We start from the raw sequence: 19436 nt of genomic DNA, 5'->3' as shown, positions 1-19436 counted from the left end.
CCGATCAGGTGTTGAAGAACAGCGACTGGGCCAGTTGGGCGCCGATGCTGCTGCGATGGATTTCAATCATGTCCCAGTCACTGGGGCCGGTGCGCTGATAGGCACCGCCTAGACGTTGTTGCTCGCGGGTCTTGAGGTGATCCTTGGTGAAGTTTTCCAGCGCGGCATCTTTTGTTTCATAGTGAAAGTGCGCGTACCACAGCACAGTGCCGTTTTCTTTGTCGCGAATCTCGTACTCGTCCAGATAGTCCTTTTTGGGCCCCTTGAGGGGGCGGCGGCTGATGACCTTGACGATGCGGATCAACCCTTGGCTGTTGAGCCAGTCAACCCGTTCGGCGGTTGGCGCTTGATGCTTGATCATGTCGATGTAGTGTTTTTTACCAAGTCGATAGAGGCGTTGCGCCGCGTCGTTGAGCTGGCGCTTGGTTGAGGCGGCAGAAGCGTGATCGCTTTCAGTAAGATTGCGCTGGGTCAGGGCTTCTTCGATATCGTTTGAGGCTTTTTCCAGTGTCTTTGCATAATCATCGAACATGTCCTGAATATCCTGCGGCGCATGCCAGGGTTTCCTGGAGAAACCCTGGTATTTACGGGTTTCAGCTTGTTCGCCATCCAATAGCGCTTGCCCCGCGTTGACGCTGGTGTCCAGATCCACAGCTACCGGTGCGCTTGGCTGCGATGGGGTTATCTGCCGTTTAACCCAGACTCCCGGTGCCTTCTCATGAAACGTGGCGAGCACCTTGCCGGTCATGTGTGCCTTGACGTCGACCAACGAACTGTCTGCTTCGCGGGGCTCACCCATCACCAAGCCGTGATGACGTGTCTTGATCACTTTACGCCTTGGGGCGGGCTCGGCCCTGGAGCTGCCGGGCTTGGGCTGCTGGGCTTTTTTCTCTCGCAGCAGGTAGGCCAGGTCGTGGATGGCCCGTTGGCTGAACTCGCTTATTTGCAGGCGAAAACGTTCGAGGCGAGGTTTGAGCAAGTGCTGTGGGTAATCGGCGTGCAGATCCAGCAGGCGTTGGTCGGCGCTGGAAAATTGCTCAACGAGGCTGTTGAGCACCTCGATACGATCATCCAGCGAGGCGCCATTACCGCGTTCAACAATCTCACTGAAACTTTCAACGTTGATTTCGGCTGAATCGACGATCTGGCCCATTCGCTCACGCACGGTGGCTGGAATCTGGCTTTGCGTTTCATCGATACACAGGTAACGGCCCAAGCCGATCTCGAGAGATTTGAGTTCAATGAGCGTGAGCTGCGGCAACTCTCGCATGGTTTTACGAATGATCGCCGCGCCTTCATCTCCCAGGGTTTTAAGTTCGTTGAAGCGGTCGTTGATGAATTCCAGCCGCCTGATGATGCCAAGGTTCAGAGTGGACAGGGTGTGTGCGCTTTTTGCCTGGTTTTTATAGTCAATGTCTACCTCGGCATCAAGAACCGGCAACGACGCCTTCAAGGCTTTCCTGTAGCTCTCCACCTGTTGCTCCATGGCTATCTGTGTCAGTTGCACCTGTTGTTTCAGGTAACCGCTCATGTTGCTCTGGTAGGTGGGTACCGTGTCGATGATACTCAAGGACTTCAGCTGGCTGATCGCTTCGTCGTACGCCGCCAGCCGCCTGTCGACCTTATCGATGAACGCTGTACGCTGCAGGTCCGTGGACGGCCCCGGGGTAGCGTCCAGCGCGGGCTTTGATTCAAGCACGTCCAGTTGTTGACTGGCGGCGACGGCGTCAAAAGCGTTGAGCTGGGTCTTGAGTGCTGCAATGCGCGCAGGCTGATCGACCTTGACCGCCCGCCGGCGGTTTCGAAGACCGCCGCCGCGCAGTCGCAGGCGTATGTCGACAAACCACTGGCCCGCCAGATTGCCGATCAGCGGCGGGCCTGTACGCAAGGGAGATTTGGAGTCGATGATAATGACACTGTCGTTGTCATCCACGATGACTTCGAACCAGCGCTCACCAACGGGCGCAAACCACCGATCCGCGAGTGGATAGAGATTGAGATGGCGGCCGGGGGTTTTATTTTGCTCGCCAAGCTTATCGGGTTTGGCAACATTGAAACTGTCGAGGGTTCTGGCCAGCCCCAGGCGACTATGGCTCAGGGCGCCGCGAGTGTGTACGGCACCTTGATGCTTGGCAGGTAGTTGATTGTCGGGAATATCCGGTTGCTGCACGCAGGTATATTTTTTCTCGGCAACCGGCAGTTTGTTCACCGTTTCGATTGTCGTGCGTTCGGATTCAGGCTCAATCCTGGCCGCATCGAACTGCTTTCGAGGGCGCGGGTGCCGCAGGGCTATATGCAGAGTCAGCGCCATACCCAGGTTCAGGAATACATCCACCAACGCTGTCCAGGCTGTTGAGTCGTCATCCTTGTTCACGGCCTCCTCGGCAGCTTGCAGGTCGTCCATGATTTGCCAGATCCAGGCGGCGACTCCCAGGGTGCGGCCCATGAACGGCAGCGCGGCATTGAATATTTGCCAACCTGCATGTCGAAAGGTCGCCCACCGTTTCTGTACGTTGGACACCGACTGGCGTGTCGCCAATTCAACCATGGCATTGGCATTGGCGTTGAACAGCGTCGCTAATGCGTCATTGCCTATTTCCTCATTGGTCAGCGTCACGGGGCCACTCATGTACAGCACGGTAAGCGGCTCGACCAGTGCGCGCACTACGGTCCAGGGCGAGGGTAGGGTGTCTGGGAACACATACTGGGCATAGTTGAAGCGTTGTGCGTCGGGCAGCCAGGCCAGCACTGATTCGCGCAAGGTACGGTCATGCTTGATGGCGTACAGCAGGTTTTGCCTCGATGCAAATTGCATCAGCGTTGGTTCGAGCAGGGGCCGATAAAGCACGCAGGGGCCGGCGTCGGAATGCCTCGGGCCGATCACGAACATATTGGCGACTACGTCTTGCTCATGGCCGGGACGCAAGGTGGGCACAAAGGCCAGGCAGCGAATGACAATGGGCTGCCCATCTACTTTGCGCTCCTGTTCTTCGTTGTGCATCACCGCGGCGATGTAGCGGTAACCGCGTTCATCGATGCCGCCCTGGCCGCGGATTTTCATCTGCAAGGCCAGCAGTGGCAGTTGCACCTGAAGGTGGCGGGTGTAGATCTGCTGTCGATGGCGCGATTGCTGCGGATCATCGAGCAGTTTTTGTTTGACCAGGGCTGGGTAGTTCTGGCCTATATCAATGTCTTCTATGACGTCTTTCAGAAAGCGGTAAGTCAGCCAGGTGGGTACACCGTTGTCCTTGCCGTTGTAGTGCACGGTCGCGTTGCCGGTAGGCAAGCCGGTAAGGTTTTCCAAGGCCAGGTCGATCAGGTTACGACGAGTGATGTCGACGGCACCTGGAATGATAAATGTGCCCCACAGAACCGGGCTTTCAATCACAACCTCGACCTTATCCAGATTCAGACGCACGCCCTTTTCCGGGTCGCGGATATGGCTTTGCAACTGGGTCCGGGCATAGTCACGAATAGACGGAATGCCGTCTTGGAATGTTTCGCCGTGGTAATGGGTGTGCAGTTGGGCCAGGTCGATCATATAGCGGCTGTAGGCGGCTGTATCGGAGTCCGTCGCCGAGGTTAGCCAGTCCGGGAGTTGTTGGTGAATCTGGCGAATATTCGACAACTGGTGATCGCTCATCTCTTCGATGCTCGGCACGATCCGGGCGACAGTTGGGGCGCGTGGCTGATCCTGCAGACCGGCCCCGCTGAGGCTGCCAATGACCTGGATTTGCAGCGAGATCAGTGTGCAGGCCAGCGCATCGAAGAAGTTGCCATCAGGCTCATACAAGCGCCATTGCAAGGTGGTGTCCCGCTCTGGTGCATTCAGCCTTGCCGGCAGCGAAGCACCGAACTGGGCCAATGACTCGAACGTCTCATACCCGCTCACAAGCGAGTGCGTCAGCACCATTGGGCGGTTCTCGTGTTCGCCTACCAATACGGTAATGTCCAGGAAGTAGAGGTGGGTGGACTGGCCATCTTCAAGAATATCCACGTCAACCAGGTAGGCATGGCTTTTATAGGGATCTTTCAGCGAACGCCTGGCTCGGTCTGGCTCCTGAAAAACCGTGCGGGCCATGGCGCATTCGTGCTCATCCAGGCCTTGCTCTTCGGTGATGTTCCACACGTTTCTCAACGCGCTGGAGAAGGCCTGCCAGCGCGGGCCGGCGGCGCCATTGGACGCGTTCCAGAAGTCCAGCTGCTGTTCCTGGAACGCGGCGAACAGCAGGTCGGATAACTCGTTGATCAAACGTGCAATGGCATCGATTTTCACCGCGAGGTGTACAGGAGCCGTAGCGTTGGGTTGTAGCGTGAGGAAGTGTTGACCGTCGAGGTAGGTCACCCTGTCGCTGGACAGTGCCTGATGAGCAAGCACTGAGGTGAGCGATTCCACAGCAGCCGGCGCGCGCTCGACGGCGTTACCGACCACCTCCCATTGAGGGCTGACTACCACGGCCAGATCGGGGTCGATATTCAGGTTGGGATACAACTCTTTGAGTGCAGAGCGCAGGGTGGCGGCGGCAACTTCCCGGGCGGTGGGGCCAGTGGTTAACTGGGTAAGCAGTTCATAGGTACTGGGCGGACGGTGGTTATTAGCGGTGTCATTGGGCATGTGCAGCTCCTCTGCATTCGATGGCCCGGACGGGCTTCGCAAATGAGCAAAGTAGCGAGCTGTGTTGCGTCGAGGGCGGTAGATACGTCGAGGCGCATCTACGCCCGCCAGTGTTTCACGTGCCGGATTTGATCTTGGTCCAGGCTCTGGTCCTGGCGCGCTCCGCATCACGTCCCAGAGGCTTTAACGTATACAGCGTCGCCATCGCCGCTTCGGTCGGGTAAAGGTTGGGGTTGTTGCGAATGGTCGGATCGACCCGTTCGGTCGCATCCTTGTTAGGGTTGGGATAGCCGACAAAATCGCTGATGAGCGCAATGACCTCGGGCTGTAGCAAGTAGTTGATAAAGGTATAGGCGTCCTGTGGGTTTTGCGCGCCCTTCGGGATGGCGAGCATGTCGAACCAGATCGGCGCGCCTTCCTTGGGCAAGCGCATGTCCACGGTCACGCCATTCTTGGCTTCCTTGGCACGGTTGGCGGCCTGGGAGAAACTGCCGGAATAACCCACCGCGACACAGATGTCGCCATTGGCGATGTCCGCCATGTATTTGGAAGAGTGAAAGTAGGTAATGTACGGGCGGATCTTCATCAACAGCGCTTCGGCCTTGTCGTAGTCCTTGGGGTTGCTGCTGTTGGGGTCCAGGCCCAAGTGCTGCAACGCCAGGGGCAGGATCTCCGAGGGCGAGTCCAGCAGTGCGACGCCGCATTGCTTGAGCTTGCTGATGTTCTCTTCCTTGAAGATCAGGTCCCAGCTGTCCACGGGGGCGTTGTCGCCCAGGGCCGCCTTGACCTTGGCTGGGTTGAAGCCGATCAGGATGGTGCCGTACATGTAGGGCACGGCGTATTGATTGCCGGGGTCGTTGGCTTCGATCAGCTTCATCAGTTTGGGGTCAAGATGGTTCCAGTTCGGCAACTGGCTGCGGTCCAAGGGCTGGAACACGCCGGCTTCGATCTGTTTGGCCAGGAAAACGTTGGACGGCACCACCACGTCATAGCCGGAGTTGCCGGTGAGCAGTTTGGCTTCCAGGGCTTCGTTGGTGTCGAAGATGTCGTACACCAGCTTGATCGACGGGTGCTGGGCCTTGAAGTCTTCCAGCGCCTTGGGCGTGATGTAGTCGAACCAGTTGTAGACCTTCAGGGTTTTTTCTTCGGCCTGGACTGCGCCGCTGACAACCACGGCGCACAGGGCGAGCGACTTGAGTATGTTCATTGGGCTGCTTCCTCGAAACCTTCCAGCACGTTGACGGCGTTGATGCCGATTTCTTCCACCGCGTAGCCGCCCTCCATCACGAACAGCGTGGGTTTGCCCAGGCGGGCAATGCGTGCGCCCATGGTCAGGTAGTCCGGGCTGTCGAGCTTGAACTGCGAGATAGGGTCGTCCTTGAACGTGTCCACGCCCAGGGACACCACGATGATGTCGGCGGCGTAGCGCTCGATTTCGGCGCAGGCCTGTTCCAGCGCGGCGCTCCAGGCCTGCCAGCCGGACCCGGCCGGCAACGGATAGTTGAAATTGAAACCCGCGCCTTCGCCTTCGCCATGCTCATCGGCATAACCGAGGAAGAACGGAAACTCTGCCTCCGGATGGCCGTGAATCGAGGTGAACAGCACGTCGCTGCGCGCGTAAAAAATGGACTGCGTGCCGTTACCGTGGTGGTAGTCCACATCGAGGATCGCGATCTTTTTGCAGCCCTGATCAAGGAATGCCTGGGCTGCGATGGCCGCGTTGTTGAGGTAGCAATAACCGCCCATCAAATCGCTGGCGGCGTGATGCCCCGGCGGGCGGCACAGCGCGAAGGCACTGTGGGCGCCTTGGGCGATAGCGGCCTGGGCGGTGAGGGCAACTTGTGCTGCGCTGTAGGCCGCTTGCCAGGTGCCGGCTGTAATCGGCGCACCACCGTCGAAGCTGTAATAGCCCAACTGGCCGTGCAGGCTGGTGGGCATCACGCGGCGCAACGTGCGCGCAGGCCAGGTGTAGGGCAACAGATCGCCGTCCTGGTCGTATTCGGTCCAGCGCTGCCAGGCGCCTTTGAAGAAGTCGAGGTAGTCGCGGCTGTGGATACGTTGCAGCGGTGCCAGGCCGAAGTCCAGCGGTGCTTGCACGGGCCCCAGCTCCCGCGCCTTGACCCGTTGCAGCACATGGTCGGCGCGCGAGGGCATTTCGAAGCAGGGCATCAGTTGCCCGTCCATCAGTTCACAGCGGCCATGGTGCAAATGATGATCGTCCGAGTAGATCGTCAGCATGTTGTTGTTCTCCGAAGGCTCTGGGGTATGCCTTGCAGTGTTGCCAGACGCCGGGTTTTGGAGAACGGCAGGAGCGGCCAAAAGGGGATCGATATGGCCAATGTGTCTGTCCGCTATTCGCCCCTTGCTAAGGCCTGAACTGACTCGGTGCCACACCGCTCCAGCGCACGAACGCATGCCTGAAGCTCGCGGTCTCGCTGAAGCCCAGTTGCTCGGCGATCCGGTAGATCGGCAGTTCATCCTCCCCCAGCAAATGTTTGGCGCGTTCGAAGCGTAGTTCGTCGAGCAACTCCTGATAGCTGCAGCCCAAATCATGCAAATGCCGGCGCAGGGTACGTGCTGAACAGTTCATCTGCCCTGCCAGTCCCTCCAGGCCCGGAGCGGCATTCAGTTGCGCGGCCAGTAACAGGCGCACACGCCCCAGCCAGGCCTGGCGACCGGTGAACTCGGCATTCTGCCGCCGGCAGCGTTCCACCATGGCGCAGTGGGTGACGGCGTCGGCCAGCGGCAGGGGTTGATCGAGCCAGTCACGGTCGAACGCAAAGGCATTGCTGGCGGCGCCAAATTGCAGCGGGCAGTCGAAGCGTTCGGCGTAGCGTGCTCGATAGTCGGGCGCTGGGTATTCAAAGCGCGCGCCGAGTAATGGCAGTGGTTGGCCGAGCAGATCGTCGCCGATGACTTTCAGCGAGAGCAGGCAGAACTCGACATTGAAGGCGTGCAGGGCTGGGTCTTCGCGATAGTCACTGGCGCTGAACCAGACACGCTGGCCGTCCTCCTCCAGGCTCAGTTCAAAAAGTGTTCCCAACAGCGCCGGGTAGTGCAGGGCCAGGCGCAAAGCGTCACCGAAGGTGGCACTGGTGAGCAGTGCATAACCGAGCATGCCGTAGGATGACACATGCATGCGCCGGCCCAGTTCCAAGCCGATACCCCGGCGCAACGCCACGGCGTTGGCGCATACGCGCATTTCCTGATGAGTGGTAATACGCGTATCGGCGCGGCCCAGGTCGGCGCTGCTGATGCCACTGCCGGCCAGCAGGGTTTGGCTGGGTATGCCGTCAGGCTTGAACGTCTCCAGTATCAGCGAGACCGCATTGAGGGTGGTCAGGTGTGAATGCAGCATGATCGATTCCAGCCTGGGTTTGCCAGGCTGGAGCAAGTTATGTGCCGTTGCGCGAGGGGGAGGTCAATAGACCTCTGGCGGGAAAAACAAGCGCTGGGCTTGCGTCAGGTTGATGGAGCTGCGGTAGTAGTTGAGTTGTTCCTCTGCGTTTAAGTCGGTGATCGTGTCAGCCACCTCTTTGAGCTGTTGTTCTGCTGGTGTTTTCAACCGTGCATGGAGAAATCTGTTAAGTGAAGCGTGGGCGCTCGAGTATTGGAAATGTGCATACCAGAGGGGTTTGCTGGTAGACAGATCAATGACGGCATACTCATCTTGATAGCTCCAAGTGGCGCCCTTGAGAGGCTGCCGGGTCGTGACCTTTTTGATCGCAATTTCGCGGTGGTTAATGAGCCAGTCGACATGGGCAATGGTGGGTGGCTGTTGCTTGATCAGCTTTGCCACGGTTTCAGTGGCTCGTGCGTAAAGTGCTTTTGTGGCAGCCTTGAGTCGTTTGCGCAGGTCTGCGCTGGATTGCTTGGTTTGTGCCGTGACTTTGGCTTTGATCAATGCCTCGTCAATATCTTGCTCGCTGCGCTCGAGCAACCAGGCGTGCTGGTGAAACATGTACTCGATGCCGATGGCCGTGCGCGAGGTATCGTTGGCTTGTTGGCTGGCGCGTTCTTGAAACTTCGGCAATTGGGCAAGTAGTTTCTCGCCCGCGGTGGTGGCGTCGTGGAGCGTGAGCGTTGCGGATGTGGCCTGTGCCGGGGGCGTTTCGATGTGTTCGACCCACATACCCGGAGTCTTCTCATGAAAGGTGGCCAGGACCTGGCCGGTTATCGGGGTCTTGATATCAACGAACCTTGATACGGTCCCTATGGGGTCCAAGCGGGGTTCGCCAATCAACACGCCGTTGTAGCGTGTCTGGATAAATTTTTTCAGCGGCCTGGGTAGCGCAGGGGGAGGGGTGGGCCTGATTCGCGTCAGTTTCTGTTCTTCGTGCAGAGGGACAAGTGCCGCCTTGGCGCGGTTGGCGAACCCTTGCAGCGATCGACTCAGGCGTTCCAGGGGTTGGGCCTGGATCTGTTCGGAGAACTCTTGAGAAAAGTCCTTCAAGCGCTCATCGATGAACTTGAACTGCTCCACTAGATTGCTCAAGGCATCAATGCGCTCGTCCAGGCGATATTCGCTTCGCTCATCCAGGGTGTCACGCAGGGTCTGTACCGCGACGTCGGCACTGTCGAGCGTGTCGTTGAGCATCTCCCAGGCATGGGGTTCGGTTGCGAGGGATTCAGGGGTCAGGCACAAGTGACGCGCCAACGTCACCTGCAGGGCCCTCAGATCGTCGCTCATATAGCGGGGCAGTTTGCGTTTGCTCTCCCTGATCACGTCGAATCCGGCCGGGCCGAATTTGCGTAGTTCGGTGAAGCGTGACTGAGCGTAATCCAGGCGCTTGATCATGCTGTCGCTCATCTCGACGATCTGTTGGTAGTCCGCGATATCGCTGGTATGAGGGGGCGGTGCATGGATTGGGAGCTGGTCCAGAACGGGCGAAAGTTTTGAAGTAAAGGGGACGAGTTCTTCGTTTACCCCTGCTTCATTGAGCGCCAGTTGGGCCTGTAGATAGCCAATGGCTTTTACTTGGAACTCAGGCTCCGAGGTGAAGACGGCGATGGTCATCAGGTGTTGCCGTGCTTGTTCGTAGTCTTCCGATTGGCCATCGAGCGTGTCCAGGTAGGCCTGGCGTTTGGCTTGGGCACTGGTACTGGGGGCCTCGTCCATTGCTTTGCGGGTTTCTTGCAGTAGGCGCTGCTGGGTTTTCTTCGCGCTTTCAAACGCTTTCAATTTACTGCGCGATGCGTCGGCTTCGGTGATCGCAAGGTCCTTGGCGGTATTTTTCAACCGATCGGTACTGGGTTTGCGCAGGCGCACCCGGTGGTCGACGGACCATTCGCCCTGAGCGTTGTGAATCAGTATGGGGCCGATGCGGTTGGCCTGGTTGGGGTCAATGACAACAATGTTTTTATCGTCGTCCACTTTCACCATGAACCAGTTTTCGCCGACGGGAGCGTAGTGCTGCTCTCCTGACTGATACAGGTAGCGGTCAGCAGCCGGCTGGTCTATGACGGCGCCGAGGTCAGCGGGCTTTTCTGTTTTAAAGCTTTCAAGCATCGAGGTTTCCAGCGCTGGCGTGCGGTTGATTGCGCCGCTCGTGTTCAGTGCGATCTCGTGATCGGGAGGCGGGGCCAGCGAGGTTCGCTCAGGCAGTTGCTCGACGGTGAAGCTTATCGTGCTGGAGGGGCCCGGCGTTTCAGGCGCAAGCTCGGTCGTCTTGACTTTGGTGGGCTCGATCCTGGCCGGTTCGAACTTAGGTCTGCTGCGCTGTGCGCTGTGTAAGGTGATCGCCATGCCCAGGTTAAGCAGCACATCGGTCAGCGCAGACCATTGTGCAGGCTTGTCGCCCTCCTCATGGGCCTGGGCAAAAGTTTCCAGCTGTTCGACGATTTGCCAGATCCACGCGCTAGTGCTTGCGACGCGCCCCATAAAGGGCAGTGCGGCATTGAAGAGCACCCAACCGGCCTGCTTTAGCGTGTCCCAGCGGCTTTCGGCATTCGATACCGATTGGCGGTCCGCCAGTTCAATCAGCGCTTTGGCGTTGCTCTCGAACAGCGTCTTGAACATATCCCCGTTGAGGCTCTCCTCACCAAGACTCACGGGACCGCTATAGGTCCATAGCTCGATGGGGTTTACCAGAAAGTCGGCGATGACCCACGGCGACGGCCAATGACTGGTAAAGACATAATTGGCGTAGTGGTTACGCACCGCGTCCGGTAGCCAGCTAATCACCGAATCGCGCAACGTGCGCGACTGGCTGATGGCATACAGCAAGTTTGCCGGTGATGGGTATTGCAGCAACGCGGGTTCAAACAACGGGCGGTATAGCAGGCAAGGGCCGTCTTGAGCATTTTCTGGGCCGATGATGTACATATTGGTGACGTCATCGTTGCCGTTGATGAGCCGGCGCTTGGGGTTGAAGCTCAGGCGTCGCACCATGATGGCTTTGCCGTCGACGTAATGGTCGCCGCTTTCAGGCTGCATCACAGCCACAACGTAGCGGTAGCCGCGCTCGTCAATCCCGCCCATGCGGCGAATCTTGTGCTGTAAGGCCAGCATCGGCAATTGGACTCGCAGGTGATCGCCGTACAGTTTTTTGCGACGTGACGCCTCGGCCGGGTCATCCAGCAGTTTGCTGCGGATCAATGCAGGGTACGTGACACCGATATTACAGCGGCTGATCAGTGTTTCGAGGTAAGCCACGGTTATCCGATCCGGTATGGATTGGCGGATGTCGCTCAGCAACGTTTTATTACCGGTGGGCAGTGCAATCAGGTTTTGCAGGGCCAGTTCGGCAAGGCTGAACGTGGTGGTTTCGAACTGCCCGGGCACGGTGAAAAGGCCCCATACCACCAGGCTCTTGACCTGGATTTTCAGCTTGTCGAGCTTCAGGTAATGCAGCGTCGGGTGGTCCTTGAGCAGCTCGATTTTCAACTGGTCCAAGGCGAACTGATGAATGCTGGGAATACCGTCATCGTAGGTCTTGCCGGCATTCAGGCTATTGAGCGAGGCCAAGTCCTTGAGGTGGCGTGAATAAAGCGACTGATCGCTGGCAGAGGCATCGGTCAGCCAGTCCGGCAGTTGGGTTTGATACCAGCCTGGGCCCGGCCCTTTGGCGATGGCTTTTTCGGCAGGCATCGGGAGTGTTTGCAGGGGCGGGTGTTTCGCGCTGGGCTGTTTGTAATCCCCGGTTTTGAGGTTTTCCACAGTCTCAAGTTGCAGGGCGATCAGCTTGCAGGCAGCGTGCTCGAAAAAATCGCCGTCAGGTTCATAAAGGCGCCACTCCAGGCGATCAAAAGCCTCCGGTTGCTCCAGGTGATCCTTCAACGAATCGCCTAGCTGTTGGTAGGTGTCGTATTTCTCGTATCCCTTGAAGGGTGAGTAACAGAGGATCAGGGTTTTGTCTTCGGATTTGCCCTCGAGCACGGTCATGAATACTTGGTCGGTGTGCTGCGTCTTGGAACCTTTTACCAGGTCGGCATCAATCAGATAAGCGCGGCTGCCATAAGGGTTATTGCCTTGGCGAGCGGAGCGGGTGGGTGCATGAAACAGCGTTCGGGCCATCGTGCAGTCTTCGTCGGTCCAGGCATCGACGTGTTGCACATTCCAGGCCCCGCGCAGGCTCTGGGTGAGTGTTTGCCAGCGAGGACCGTTGCCGTTGCTCTGGTTCCAGAACGTTACCAACTGTTCCTGAAAGGCCCGGTAGACCACCGGCGCCAGGGTATTGATAAGATTGGCGATTTCGACAATACGCACGGGTAAATGAAGCGGGGGGGTGGTCAACGGCTTCAGGGTCAGGAAGTGATTGCCCTCGACGCACAGCGTCGGCACCTTGAGGATGGCCTGCCGGGCCAGGATGCTGCTCAAGGTTTCATAGCGTGTTGGCCCTGGCACGATCTGGTCATCGATGAGCTCCCAGGTAGGAGTGCCCATCAGTGTCATGGCCGGGTCGATGTCCAGGTCTGGGTATTTCTCCAGTAAAGACTGGCGCAGCAGTTCGCGAGCGGCTTCACGGAACGAAGGTCCGACGGACAGTTGAGTGGCCAGTTTGTGTGTTTCAGTGTCTGGAGGCGTTTGCTGCGAGGGTGTGGAGCTGGAGGTTGTCATGCGGGCATCCCTGTCTTGCCGATCAATGGAAAAAGCCGAGAGCAGGCTCGGGTTTTCCATGTTAGGTATCAGCAAGCAGGGAATAGCAGTGCTTATGTAGGGCTGTCTTGGGCGTTCAAGCTGGGTTGGTACGCAGGTCCAACTCTACCAGGCGCCGCACTTCCTCGACGGCAAGGCCGGCACCGAGCAGGGCGTGCAACTTGCCGAACGCGGCTTCGCGGGTCATGCCTGCGCCGGACAACACGCCGGCGCCCCGCAAGCGGCTGCCGGCCTCGTAGACATCCAGCTCTACACCGCCTTCATGGCACTGAGTGATGGCGACCACCACCACACCTTGATCTTGCGCACGCTGCAAGCTGGCGAGGAACTGCGGATTATCGCTCGGCCCGGTGCCGCTGCCGAAGCACTCCAGCACCAAGCCCTGAATGCCGCTGCTGATGATTGCGTCTAGCTGTGCAGCGTCGAAACCGGGTATCAGCGGCAGTACGCCGACGTTCGCCAAGGCTTTGGGCTGACGGTAATCCAGCGCTGCCGGCAGGGTTTCGGCACGGGCGAAGTCATCCTTGCGTTGCAAGGCCGCAAACGGATTGCGCCCAAAACTGCGAATCTTCGCGCAGCGGGTCGGTGCCATCAGCGCGCCGTGGAAGTACAGGTGCACACCCGGCTCCAACCCTTCGGCCAAGGCTGTCAACGCACCGCTGACGTTTTCCCAGGCATCGCTGTCGGGCACACCGGCGGGCAGCATCGAACCGGTGAACACCACCGGTGCCGGCAGGCCCAGCAGTTGGAAGCTCATGGCCGCCGCGCTGTAGGCCAGGGTGTCGGTGCCGTGCAGGATCAGCACGGCATCGCAGCCGGCGTCTACCGCCTCGACCACGGCGCTGCGCAGGCGCTGCCAGTAAGCGGGGTTCATGTTGGCGCTGTCGATCAGTGGTGACATTTCCCGGAAGCGCCACGCGGGCAGGTCTGCGTCGGCGAGCTGTTCACGCATGCGTACTTCAAAACCAGACGCGGGTGCCAGGCCATTGGCGCTGGCCTGCATGCCAATGGTGCCGCCGGTATAGAGCACCATCACGTTATTAGCTGATTGCATCGAAAATCTCCTGAACGAAAAACGCCGCCGGGCCCAGAGCATGCCCAAGGCCGGGCGGCGTGTCATCTAGCCGTGATTAACGTTGCGCTTGAGCGCTCAGTTCAGCTGCCGGGGCCGCTTCGGTTTTCACCGGGTTGGCCGGCCAGGCCTTGCGGTCCAGGTCCAGGTCGGGGAACTGGCTGGAATCGAACACCGGGGTCTTGATACCCGCCGCGCGCTGGTTGTCGTAGTCGTTGAGGATGCGCATGGCAATCTTGAACAGGAACGCCAGGGCGAACAGGTTGACGAACGCGAGCATGGTCATGGTGATGTCGGCGAAGGCAAACACCGTGCTCAAGTTCTCGATGGAGCCCCAGAAAATCAGCACCAGCACCAAAGCGCGATAACCCATCAGCACCTTGCGGTTGTTGCCGACCAGGAAGCGCAGGTTGCTCTCGCCCAGGTAGTAGTTGTACATGATCGACGTGAACACGAACAACGCCAGGGCCACCGAGATGAACATGCGGCCCCAGTCACCCACTACTGCCGCCAGGGAGTTCTGGGTCAGGGCAATGCCGTCGCCTTCAAAGCCTGGGGTGTAGAAACCCGACAGCAGGATCAGCAACGCAGTACAGGTGCAGATCACGAAGGTGTCGAGGAACACGCTGAACGCTTGCACCACGCCTTGGGCGATAGGGTGTTCTACCGACGCCACTGCCGCCACGTTAGGCGCACTGCCCAAGCCTGCTTCGTTGGCGAACACGCCGCGCTTTACACCCATGATGATCGCGCTGCCCACCAGGCCACCGAAGGCTTGGTCGAGGCCGAACGCGCTCTTGACGATGGTCGCGAGCATGGCCGGTACGTGGTCGAATTGCAGCACGATCACGTACAGGGTCACGGCGATGTAGACCAGGGTCTTGACCGGCACCAGCAGGTCGGCGATCGAGGCGATACGCTTGATCCCGCCGATGAACACCAGGCCCAGCAACACCGCCAGCGCGAGGCCGGTGTAGGTGGTGTCGAGGCCGAAGGCGTTGTTCAGCGAGTGGGTGACAGCGTGTGCTTGCAGGCCGTTGAAGGCAAAGCCGAAGGTCACCAGCAGCAGGAACGCCATGACCATCCCCAGCCAGCGCTTGTGCAGGCCGTGCTGGATGTAATACGCCGGGCCGCCACGGTAGGTGCCTTCAGCGTCGGTGCGCTTGTACAACTGGCCGAGGGAGCACTCGATAAAGCTCGAAGACATGCCCACCAGCGCGGTGACCCACATCCAGAACACGGCACCCGGGCCACCCAACGTCACGGCAATGCCGACACCGGCGATGTTACCGGCACCCACGCGGCCGGCCAGGCTGAGCATCAGCGCCTGGAACGAGCTGAGTTGGCCGGCGCTGCTCTTGAGGCTGTCTTTAAACACCGAGAACATGTGGAAAAAGTGACGCAACTGCACGAAACGCGAGCGGATCGTGAAATAACCGCCGAGCCCGACTATGAGCACGATCAGTACTTTCCCTGAGAGGAAGTCGTTGATGACTTCGAGCATGGAGTGTTCCTCGCTGATTTTTCTAATGGCAAACGCAGGACGGTCCGACGCATCGCTCGGCACCAGGCAGTGCACGACGCTCGATCCCCATCCTTTTGCGGGTGTTGTTATTCATGCGCTTTCGCGGTGTACCCGGGCCTCGTTACCGACGGCCGCAGACGCGAAGAGGGGCGGCACTATACCTAGGCGAGCGTGATCCGTCTGCACGGGGCGATTAAAGGTTTCAGCGCGGTCGCGGAAGGGGAGGAAGGTTTGCGGTGCGATATTAGATTTTTTATGGGCGTCATGGAGCAACCTCAAGGCAAAAAAAAGGGCCTGAAGAACGAGCCTTCAGGCCCTCAAAAGGTGAGAGGTGTCTAGTCCCTCAACCTGGTGAGCGGTGCAACAAACGCTTAGGCCTTCAGCGGGACCAAGCGTGGAGCGATCATGTTTTCCGGGCGCAGGATGTCGTCGAGCATGGCGTCGTCGAGCAAGCCTTCTTCACGCACCAGTTCCAGCACGCCGCGCCCGCTTTCAAGAGCGATACGCGCAATGCGGGTGGCGTTTTCATAGCCGATGTACGGGTTCAGCGCGGTGACCAGGCCGATGGAATGCTCCACCAGTTCGCGGCAGCGTGCTTCGTTGGCGGTGATGCCGACGATGCAGTGCTCGCGCAGCATGTCCATGGCGCGTTGCAACAGGCGGATCGAGTCGAAGATCTTGAAGGCGATCAGCGGCTCCATCACGTTCAACTGCAGTTGGCCGCCTTCGGCTGCCATGGTCAGGGCCAGGTCGTTACCGATGACCTGGAACGCTACCTGGTTGACCGCTTCCGGGATCACCGGGTTGACCTTGCCGGGCATGATCGAGCTGCCAGGCTGGCGAGCCGGCAGGTTGATCTCGTTGATGCCGGTGCGTGGGCCGCTGGACAGCAGGCGCAGGTCGTTGCAGATCTTCGACAGCTTCACGGCGGTACGCTTGAGCATGCCGGAGAACAGTACGAAGGCGCCCATGTCGGAGGTGGCTTCGATCAGGTCGGCTGCCGGTACCAGCGGCTGGCCGCTGATGGTGGCCAGGCGTTGTACGGCCAGGGCCTGGTAGCGCGGGTCGGCGTTGATGCCGGTGCCGATCGCGGTGCCGCCCAGGTTCACTTCGGTCAGCAGCTCTGGCGCCAGGGTTTTCAGGCGGGCCAGGTCTTCACCCAGGGTGGTGGCGAAGGCGCGGAATTCCTGGCCGAGGGTCATCGGCACGGCGTCTTGTAACTGGGTGCGGCCCATTTTCAGCACATGGCTGAACTCGGCGCCTTTGGCGGCGAACGCCTGGATCAGGCTATCGAGGCTGGCCAGTAGCGCGTCATGGCCCAACAGCAGACCCAGGCGGATTGCGGTGGGGTAGGCGTCGTTGGTCGACTGCGCCATGTTCACGTCGTTGTTGGGGTGCAGGTATTGGTATTCGCCCTTCTGGTGACCCATGGCCTCCAGCGCGATGTTGGCGATGACTTCGTTGGCATTCATGTTGGTTGAAGTGCCGGCGCCGCCTTGAATCATGTCCACCACGAACTCTTCGTGGAAATCGCCGCGGATCAGACGAGCACAGGCTTCGCTGATGGCAGCGTGCTTGGCTTCGCTGAGCTGGCCCAACTCGCGGTTGGCGTCAGCGGCCGCTTGCTTGACCATTGCCAGACCGACCACCAATTTCGGGTAATGCGAAATCGGAACGCCCGAGAGGCGGAAGTTATTCACCGCTCGCAGGGTCTGGATGCCGTAATACGCTTGAGCCGGTACTTCGAGTACGCCAAGCAGGTCTTTTTCGGTACGGAATGATGCAGCAGAGGACATGACGGAAATCATCTCAATATGGACCCGGAACTGGCCGGAACGCTGCGAATGCTAGGCTTGTAGAACTTTTTGGGCCAATGCTGTTAAACACTGGCCTATGCACAAACGGCATAATGTGGATGTGACCCGGTTATCTTGGCGGGCGTGTGTGCCAAAATGGTGCATTCCGTGGGAGGCAGTGATGAACCTTGAGAGCAAGTGGTTGGAAGACTTCAGCGCCCTGGCGGCGACGCGTAGTTTTTCCCAGGCGGCTGAGCGGCGCTTTGTCACCCAGCCGGCGTTCAGTCGGCGTATCCGCAGCCTGGAAGCCGCGCTGGGGCTGACGCTGGTCAACCGTTCACGTACGCCGGTGGAGCTGACGGCGGCCGGGCAGTTGTTTCTGGTGACGGCGCGCACCGTGGTCGAACAGCTCGGTGAAGTACTGCGCCATTTGCATCACCTGGAAGGCGGGCAGGGCGAAGTCATGCAAGTGGCGGCCGCCCACTCCCTGGCCTTGGGGTTCTTCCCGCGGTGGATCGCGCAGTTGCGCAACGAGGGCTTGAATATCGCCACGCGGCTGGTGGCCACCAACGTCGGCGACGCCGTGCACGCCCTGCGCGAAGGCGGTTGCGACCTGATGCTGGCGTTCTACGACCCGGACGCGGCGATGCAAATGGACGCCGAGATTTTCCCGTCGCTGCATCTGGGCAACACCGAAATGCTCCCGGTGTGCGCCGCCGATGCCGAGGGCAAGCCGCTGTTCGACCTGGAGGGCGAGGGCAGCGTGCCGCTGCTGGCCTACAGCGCCGGCGCGTTCCTGGGCCGCTCGGTGAATTTGCTGCTGCGCCAGAGGGCTCTGCGCTTTACCACCATCTATGAAACCGCCATGGCCGACAGCCTCAAGAGCATGGCGCTCGAAGGCTTGGGGATCGCCTGGGTGCCGCAGTTGAGCGTACGTGCAGAGTTGGCACGTGGCGAACTGGTGGTGTGCGGCGGGCCGCAATGGCATGTGCCGCTGGAGATTCGCTTGTATCGCTGCGCGTTGGTGCGCAAGGCGAATGTGCGGTTGTTGTGGAGGAAGCTCGAGAGTGGCATTGCAGTGAGTTCCTCCGCCTAAGCGGAGGAAAGCCAATGATCGAACCGATGGGAATACAGCGGTATAAAGAGGTGTCGGTATTAATCTTTGTTGGCTAGGTAATTCTTAATATTTTGCCGATTGGCGGGGCTGAAAGTGTAAGTAGTGGAACTGCTACTGTAGGGTGTCATATAGGTATGAGTCTTAATGTCCTCGTACCAGGTTCCGAATAGCCACCAGGCCTCAAGGAGCTTAAGGCCACTGGCCCAGCGGCGCTTGACATGAACTTCAGAGTCGTCATGTTTGGCTCCTAATAAATGACCGATCTCATGCGCGATGACTTCTGGCGAGACCAATGATGCGATGGCGTATGTTCCGCCTTGGGTTTCCCCGTATGTGCTCGCGATGCCTAAAACCGTATCATTTAATTTGTCGTTGGTGACGAGAAGGACTTTGGTCAGCTCATTGGTTTCTAGGCCTTCTTTCGTCATATCTTCTAGAAGTTGAGCGCCGACCGCACTCCAGCGTGTGGCAGCGACCTCAATAACATCGCCTTTGTATTCCATGTTGCTTTGGGGCTCGCCCTGGGCGAAGACGACATTGATTTTTCGCTCTGCGAAGCTTTCCAGTTCTTTTACGACTGCGTGAAAGTAATCAGCGTAAATGGTCTTTCGTTTTGTCTGCGTCACGTCATCATGAATGGCGGCGATAATGGTAATGTCTTTTTTTTGTGTGCGTTCGACTGTCTTAGTCATCCTTTAATCCTTTCAAGAAGTTCCAAGTTATAGAGAGTGAGTCAGGGTGCCAGCGAGTTTATTGATGAAGGTTTCCGCCTGGCGGTAATTAACTCTCTACGTTACGGTGAAGCGGCGCTGTGTTACCCAATCGACGCATCCGCAGCCTGGAGAGCTCGGTGAAGTGCTGCGCCATTTACATCACCTCGAAGGCGGGCTGGGCGAAAGCATGCAAGAGGTGGCGGCGCACCCCCTGGTGCCGGGCTTCTTCCCTCGTTGGATCGCGCAACTGTGCAATAAAGGCCTGAGCATCGCCTGGGTGCCACAATTGAGCGTGCGTGCGGAACTGGCCCGTGGCGAACGGCTGGTGCGCGGCGGGCCGCAATGGCATGTGCCGCTGGAGATTCGCTTGTATCGCTGCGCGTTGGTGCGTAAGGCCAATGTGCGGTTGTTGTGGCGCAAGCTGGAAGGTGGGGCGGCGCAAGGAGATCAAGGTTTCGCTTGAATGACATTGAGTGGTTTAGTGCTCAATAGATCGCTTT

General features: G+C 58.9%; 10 protein-coding genes and 1 pseudogene. 2 read left to right on the top strand and 9 right to left on the bottom strand.

Going from position 1 to position 19436, the window contains the following annotated elements:
• Positions 1–4: 4 nt before the first annotated feature.
• The 8 genes from HBO10_RS08265 to aspA form a co-directional block, all read right to left on the bottom strand.
• Positions 5–4615, bottom strand: a complete 4611-nt coding sequence (locus HBO10_RS08265; protein WP_034129139.1) for a DUF6543 domain-containing protein — start codon at positions 4613–4615, stop codon at positions 5–7.
• A 115-nt stretch (positions 4616–4730) separates the two neighbouring features.
• Entirely contained in the window at positions 4731–5822 is a 1092-nt protein-coding gene (locus HBO10_RS08260) for a polyamine ABC transporter substrate-binding protein (protein WP_034129138.1), read from the bottom strand.
• On the bottom strand, positions 5819–6853 hold the full coding sequence (locus HBO10_RS08255; protein ID WP_034129137.1) for a histone deacetylase family protein: 1035 nt from the start codon (positions 6851–6853) through the stop codon (positions 5819–5821). The genes HBO10_RS08260 and HBO10_RS08255 overlap by 4 nt, the downstream gene beginning before the upstream one ends.
• A 127-nt stretch (positions 6854–6980) precedes the next feature.
• Positions 6981–7973: an AraC family transcriptional regulator gene (locus HBO10_RS08250; protein WP_034129136.1), complete on the bottom strand. Its 993-nt coding sequence runs from the start codon at positions 7971–7973 to the stop codon at positions 6981–6983.
• A gap of 63 nt (positions 7974–8036) precedes the next feature.
• Positions 8037–12674: a hypothetical protein gene (locus HBO10_RS08245; protein ID WP_034129135.1), complete on the bottom strand. Its 4638-nt coding sequence runs from the start codon at positions 12672–12674 to the stop codon at positions 8037–8039.
• 115 nt (positions 12675–12789) lie between these two features.
• Positions 12790–13767 carry an asparaginase gene (locus HBO10_RS08240; protein ID WP_034129134.1) on the bottom strand — a complete coding sequence of 326 codons (978 nt, stop codon included), beginning with the start codon at positions 13765–13767 and terminating at the stop codon, positions 12790–12792.
• A 76-nt stretch (positions 13768–13843) separates the two neighbouring features.
• Entirely contained in the window at positions 13844–15289 is a 1446-nt protein-coding gene (locus tag HBO10_RS08235) for an alanine/glycine:cation symporter family protein (RefSeq protein WP_034129133.1), read from the bottom strand.
• Positions 15290–15681: 392 nt separating this feature from the next.
• Complete coding sequence (gene aspA / locus HBO10_RS08230) at positions 15682–17106, bottom strand: aspartate ammonia-lyase (RefSeq protein WP_003195657.1); 1425 nt, start codon at positions 17104–17106, stop codon at positions 15682–15684.
• Positions 17107–17287: 181 nt separating this feature from the next.
• Between aspA and HBO10_RS08225 the strand changes: the two genes are divergently transcribed.
• On the top strand, positions 17288–18202 hold the full coding sequence (locus tag HBO10_RS08225; RefSeq protein WP_034129132.1) for a LysR substrate-binding domain-containing protein: 915 nt from the start codon (positions 17288–17290) through the stop codon (positions 18200–18202).
• Between the two features lie 59 nt (positions 18203–18261).
• On the opposite strand, the gene HBO10_RS08220 is transcribed toward HBO10_RS08225, so the two are convergent.
• Complete coding sequence (locus HBO10_RS08220) at positions 18262–18915, bottom strand: reprolysin-like metallopeptidase (protein ID WP_034129131.1); 654 nt, start codon at positions 18913–18915, stop codon at positions 18262–18264.
• A gap of 151 nt (positions 18916–19066) precedes the next feature.
• Here HBO10_RS08220 and HBO10_RS08215 point away from each other — a divergent pair.
• A pseudogene (locus HBO10_RS08215) lies at positions 19067–19399 on the top strand (hypothetical protein); the annotation flags it as partial.
• Positions 19400–19436: the final 37 nt, after the last annotated feature.

Source organism: Pseudomonas sp. WS 5503, assembly GCF_012985385.1.
Lineage (GTDB): Bacteria > Pseudomonadota > Gammaproteobacteria > Pseudomonadales > Pseudomonadaceae > Aquipseudomonas > Aquipseudomonas paracarnis.
This window is presented reverse-complemented; position numbering and strand designations above follow the sequence as displayed.

Excerpts from the sequence above, each read along its gene's own strand:
- HBO10_RS08240 (WP_034129134.1), bottom strand. The coding sequence starts at position 13,767 with ATGCAATCAGCTAATAACGTGATGGTGCTCTATACCGGCGGCACCATT.
- HBO10_RS08255 (WP_034129137.1), bottom strand. The coding sequence starts at position 6,853 with ATGCTGACGATCTACTCGGACGATCATCATTTGCACCATGGCCGCTGT.
- HBO10_RS08250 (WP_034129136.1), bottom strand. The coding sequence starts at position 7,973 with ATGCTGCATTCACACCTGACCACCCTCAATGCGGTCTCGCTGATACTG.
- HBO10_RS08260 (WP_034129138.1), bottom strand. The coding sequence starts at position 5,822 with ATGAACATACTCAAGTCGCTCGCCCTGTGCGCCGTGGTTGTCAGCGGC.
- HBO10_RS08265 (WP_034129139.1), bottom strand. The coding sequence starts at position 4,615 with ATGCCCAATGACACCGCTAATAACCACCGTCCGCCCAGTACCTATGAA.
- HBO10_RS08235 (WP_034129133.1), bottom strand. The coding sequence starts at position 15,289 with ATGCTCGAAGTCATCAACGACTTCCTCTCAGGGAAAGTACTGATCGTG.
- HBO10_RS08245 (WP_034129135.1), bottom strand. The coding sequence starts at position 12,674 with ATGACAACCTCCAGCTCCACACCCTCGCAGCAAACGCCTCCAGACACT.
- HBO10_RS08220 (WP_034129131.1), bottom strand. The coding sequence starts at position 18,915 with ATGACTAAGACAGTCGAACGCACACAAAAAAAAGACATTACCATTATC.
- HBO10_RS08225 (WP_034129132.1), top strand. The coding sequence starts at position 17,288 with ATGAACCTTGAGAGCAAGTGGTTGGAAGACTTCAGCGCCCTGGCGGCG.
- aspA (WP_003195657.1), bottom strand. The coding sequence starts at position 17,106 with ATGTCCTCTGCTGCATCATTCCGTACCGAAAAAGACCTGCTTGGCGTA.